Annotated in this window: 2 protein-coding genes and 1 pseudogene; 1 reads left to right on the top strand and 2 read right to left on the bottom strand. The window is 26.5% G+C overall.

The genetic code is table 11. The annotated features are described in order from the left end of the window. Nucleotides 1-30 precede the first annotated feature (30 nt). Nucleotides 31-417: pseudogene (locus AAAY30_RS11260) on the bottom strand (transposase). Between the two features lie 120 nt (nt 418-537). After that, nucleotides 538-867 (bottom strand): transposase family protein, encoded by a 330-nt coding sequence (locus tag AAAY30_RS11255; RefSeq protein WP_499215964.1) that lies wholly within the window; start codon nt 865-867, stop codon nt 538-540. 294 nt (nt 868-1,161) lie between these two features. Here AAAY30_RS11255 and AAAY30_RS11250 point away from each other — a divergent pair, with 294 nt between their 5' ends. Continuing rightward, nucleotides 1,162-3,738 carry an NACHT domain-containing protein gene (locus tag AAAY30_RS11250; protein ID WP_499215965.1) on the top strand — a complete coding sequence of 859 codons (2,577 nt, stop codon included), beginning with the start codon at nt 1,162-1,164 and terminating at the stop codon, nt 3,736-3,738. Nucleotides 3,739-3,955 lie beyond the last annotated feature (217 nt).

The raw sequence follows: 3,955 nt of genomic DNA, 5'->3' as shown, positions 1-3,955 counted from the left end.
AGAAAGCACTAACCGGGCAACCCTTTCGGGCTACCCGGTTTTTCTTTTTGAGGGTGTTAATGCGACAGCCCCTTTTCTGGATTTCTTAAAATATCTGCGATGAGATTTGCTAAACTTCTTTTGCTCTTGTTTGCGAACAGCTTCAAAAGCCCAGATAACTTGCCGAATCCAATGATATTTATCAACAATTTGAGTAGCATTTTTAAACCAAACAGATGAAATATTAGAGTAAGGTTTCTATATATCAGAAACAAAGTACTTAACCTTACTGCGTTCGACTTTTGAAAATGCGTTAAAGTATTTAGTGAGATAACTTTCATATCTTTTTGGAAGAATATCTAAAACCACTTTGTTAACAGGGTCAGTGAGTATACATTGATATTTTTCACGGTTTGTATTACCTTTGAATTCATCAATAGAAAGAGCGACAGGAAGTTTTTTAGGAGAATATGAAACGAAATCAAATATTCTGATAACAGTACTAACAGAGAGGTTAACCTCTCTGGCAATAGATGAAAATGAAGTTATTTCCCTTAATCAGTCAATGATATATGTCGAAAGCCTGTTAGTCATACGGTGATAACGAGGAAGAAACGAGTTGTTTTCAGCAAAGCGCTTACCGCAAGAACAACGGTATCTTCTCTTTTTAAGATGAATAAAACATTTCTTACCAAAAGCAGGAATATCCTTGATAACTTGTACACGATAATCGTGTATGGTATTAGTTATTGCATTACAACACGGGCATTTGTGATGCTTGCGTTTTAGTTGACAAAAAATATGTATTTTATTATCTGTGTTTTCAATATTTTTTATTTCAAGACCTTGCAAACCTGTTAATTTTTCGATACAATTAGTAAAGAGCATATTTGACATCCTCCAAAATGGTTGTTTAGTCACTTTCATTTTATAGGATTTTTTTCAAATATGCTCTACTTTTTTACTTTTTATTATTTTGTAGGCTCTATTTGTTGCTACCCCAACTTTTATTATAGAGCCACAAATTTTAAATTAATTAGAAAAAAGAATTTTATTTCTTGTAGAATTCCGATAATTTAATACAAATTTCTTAAAAGTATTAATAAAATCATAAAAAAAGTTATTGAAAAAAGTCGAATGTTATGTTATATTTAGTAACGTGCAAAAGAAAGGGTGACCATTATGGACGCAATTAATAACATTTTATATAGCATTACAGCGAATATTATATATGATATTGCAAAATCAATTAATGATAAAGCTTTCATAAAAAGAGAACAAAAAGATTATTTTGATAATGAAATAAAAAAGATTAAGGTACCGGAAGAATTTTTGTTATTAGCTGAAACGGGGATATTAGAAAAAATCCAAAACACTCCACAAATAGTCGATATGATACAAACTTACACACTTTATCAAGTTGGAATAAGCACTAAAGAATCTAGTCCTAGCTCTGAAAATGAATTCTTAAATGAATTATCAAATAAAATTTATAAATTATATGTACAGAACGAATCCTTGAGTTCAATTTCTCAATTACAAATTAATAAATATCTTAAATATATTACTAACAATGTTAAAGCTATTATATTCAATGGATTAGATCAACCTAATAAATCAGAAATTATTTTAATAACCAGTCGAATGAGCTTTTTATATAATAACATAGAACAAGAGCTTAACGATTTTAGAAAATTTTTGACACAAAATAATACTTTTAAGTTCGTCGCACAAAATAATAATTTTTTACAGATAAAAGATGAATATCATAATATATTGAAATCTAAAAATTCTGAAGCCCATATATATTTATTGGACAAATTTCAATTTGATAGATTTTATGTACCACCAATACTAAAAAAAAATAACATTGTTAATTTGTCTTTTGACAAAAAAATTATATCTGAAAAATTGATATACTTTAAGGAGCTTGAAACTGAACATATAGAAACTATAAAAGATGATATTGTAAAATACAATCGTTTTGAATATAATATTATGCTCAACAATATATATACTGACGATTACACTAAAGATCATTCAAATGATTGGAAACACATATTTGATAATAACAATATAGTATATATTACAGGTGGTGCTGGATATGGAAAATCTTTATTTTTACAAAAACTAATTAATGATTTTTCTGATTTGAATATTTTTAAAAGTGATGAATATTTGATAATAAGAGGTGAATTAAAATCGTTTTACCCAAACAACGCAGACTCTCCTATTTCTGTTGAAAGATTTCTGCAAAATAGTATGAAGTCTAGTACTTTGATGGATGAATCAAAAATTTCGCTTGAGTTAATAAGACATTATTTGCAAATGGGTAGGTGTATTATATTATTTGATGCTTTAGATGAAGTTGAAAAGACAAAAAGAGATGAATTACATGAAACATTAATACCTTTTCTGAAAAATCAAAATCCAAATAACAAAATATGTATTACTTCTAGAGATAGAGGATTTATTCCAGAAAATGATGTTGAGGTGATAGCGATTCAACCACTTAATGATAAACAAATAGAAAAATATGTAGACAATATAATATCATTAGGAAAATTTGAAAAAAATGATAAAGATACATTTATGAAACAAACTAAAAAATTAATTGATAAAGGTTTCTTAAATAGCTTTTTGGTTTTATCTTTATTAGTGAACATTTATAAATCTGAAAAAGAATTGCCTGAAAATAAACTGGAATTATATCAAAAATGCTTTGAATATATTTCTAACAAACGAGAAAAGGATAAAACGGTTAATAGGTATAATTGGGGGAAAATTGCTCCATTAATGAAGGATAATACTTTTATGGAATTAGCTGATATGTGTTTTCCAAATAATACCCCAGTGGATAAAAAAATCATTTTGGAAAAATTATTAAAAATTTATAAATCGAAATATGATAATGAGGTTAGTACCGAAAATGCTATTGAAGAATTTATAAAATTCTGTTCTGACCGAACAGAGTTGTTCGTTCCCGCTTCGGAAGAAAATAAATTCAAATTTTTCCATCGCTCGTTTTTCGAATATTTTTACTCTCAATATATATTTGTGCGATTTAACGACGAAAATCATATTTTGGAAAAACTTATGTTATTTGATGTTGACTCAGAAGTATTTGAATTGACAGTTGCAATGTTAAAACAAAAATCAGAAGAAAAATACCAGAAGATAATTGAACTTATGTTTATAAAAGCAAAGGAAGAATTAAATGATAAATATTCTAATTTCAATGTATTTAATATATTAATTTTGTCTATGCAAGTTGTCGATGATGTTATATATCGTAATGATTTTATTGATTTGTTAATCAAATACAAAGAAAAAATAGTAAAAAGCATGGATAAAATACACAATAGCGATATAATTTTCGAACTAATTAAAAGAGATAAATTGTATTGTGAAAAAATTTGTAACAGTTACTATAATGAAGCTATGATATCTGTTTTTTCTATCCTTTTAAATATAAACTTTAATAATGATAATGATATATGGAGGGATAAAAATATTTCGTTTCAGCAAATATTTCAACACGCATTGCGTTTAAGTGAAAAATCTTTTTACACTAATCTATTTATTGAAAATGTGGATATTACTGGTGCATTAAACGTACTCGACAATAATAAAATTGACAACATATGCAGAAATGCTGTGACTATAAAAAAAGTTAGTAATACAATGATAAAAAAGTATCAGTCAGTTATTAAAAATTTTAATAGCGAATGTATAGGTGACTTCAATACTGATGATTAGCAAGTTATATATATTATATCTTATAAAAGAAATTTTACTTAAATTAATTATATCAAGAAACATTTATCTTTACAAAAATAACCATATTTACCATATTTCATAATAACAGGGGCTGTCGCAAATGAGTGAAATTTGAAACGGTCCCTATTTTTTTGATAGATTAAGTTTTAGTAAGAATGAAATTTTAAAAAAGTTGAAAATATCTTCAATGGCATAC

It is taken from the genome of Ruminococcoides bili (genome assembly GCF_040093295.1).
GTDB lineage: Bacteria > Bacillota > Clostridia > Oscillospirales > Acutalibacteraceae > Ruminococcoides > Ruminococcoides intestinale_A.
The sequence above is the reverse complement of the archived record's forward strand: the minus strand, read 5'-3'. Positions and strand labels throughout refer to the sequence as shown.

What these genes read in the sequence shown, in the direction of transcription:
- AAAY30_RS11255 (WP_499215964.1), bottom strand. Translation starts at nt 867, where the DNA reads ATGCTCTTTACTAATTGTATCGAAAAATTAACAGGTTTGCAAGGTCTT.
- AAAY30_RS11250 (WP_499215965.1), top strand. Translation starts at nt 1,162, where the DNA reads ATGGACGCAATTAATAACATTTTATATAGCATTACAGCGAATATTATA.